Raw genomic sequence first — 971 nt, forward strand, 5'->3', positions numbered from 1 at the left:
TACCTTACGAAGCTCACGGCTACCGTGCTCGCAAGAGTTTACTGCATGTGCTTTGGGAGCAAGAGCAATGGCTCGAAAAGTACTTGTTAAGTGACGAAGCTCCTGTAAGCGATGCTCAAGCAAATACTGAACCTTCTGTTTCAGAGTAAATTGAAAGCGCGGTTTATGCCGCGCTTGTTGATTTAATTATATGGGGATGAAGACCCACCCTTAATCTCACGGCACCTTCCCAATGCAAAGCGAGCGTATGTACGCTGCGCTCAAAGGTTTAGGTAAAGAAGCGCGTTTAGTGATGTTACCTTACGAAGCTCACGGCTACCGTGCTCGCAAGAGTTTACTGCATGTGCTTTGGGAGCAAGAGCAATGGCTCGAAAAGTACTTGTTAAGTGACGAAGCTCCTGTAAGCGATGCTCAAGCAAATACTGAACCTTCTGTTTCAGAGTAAATTGAAAGCGCGGTTTATGCCGCGCTTGTTAATTTAATTATATGGGGAAGAAGACCCACCCTTAATCTCACGGCACCTTCCCAATGCAAAGCGAGCGTATGTACGCTGCGCTAAAAGGTTTAGGTAAAGAAGCGCGTTTAGTAATGTTACCTTACGAAGCTCACGGCTACCGTGCTCGCAAGAGTTTACTGCATGTGCTTTGGGAACAAGAGCAGTGGCTGGATAAATACTTGTTAAGTGACGAAGCTCCTGCAAGCGATGCTCAAGCAAATACTGAACCTTCTGTATCAGAGTAAATTGAAAGCACGGTTTATGCCGCGCTTGTTAATTTAATTATATGGGGATGAAGACCCACCCTTAATCTCACGGCACCTTCCCAATGCAAAGCGAGCGTATGTACTCTGCGCTCAAAGGTTTAGGTAAAGAAGCGCGTTTAGTGATGTTACCTTACGAAGCTCACGGCTACCGTGCTCGCAAGAGTTTACTGCATGTGCTTTGGGAGCAAGAGCAATGGCTCGAAAAGTAC

The 971-nt window shown here is 46.3% G+C and carries 3 pseudogenes; all 3 read left to right on the forward strand.

The features are described from left to right. Positions 1-220: 220 nt before the first annotated feature. Positions 221-445, forward strand: a pseudogene (locus H5163_RS21025) (alpha/beta hydrolase family protein); the annotation flags it as partial. Between the two features lie 71 nt (positions 446-516). Beyond that, positions 517-741 (forward strand): annotated as a pseudogene (locus tag H5163_RS21030) (alpha/beta hydrolase family protein); the annotation flags it as partial. Between the two features lie 71 nt (positions 742-812). Further along, positions 813-971 (forward strand): annotated as a pseudogene (locus tag H5163_RS21435) (alpha/beta hydrolase family protein); the annotation flags it as partial.

It is taken from the genome of Pseudoalteromonas sp. SG44-8 (genome assembly GCF_014164125.1).
Lineage (GTDB): Bacteria > Pseudomonadota > Gammaproteobacteria > Enterobacterales > Alteromonadaceae > Pseudoalteromonas > Pseudoalteromonas rhizosphaerae.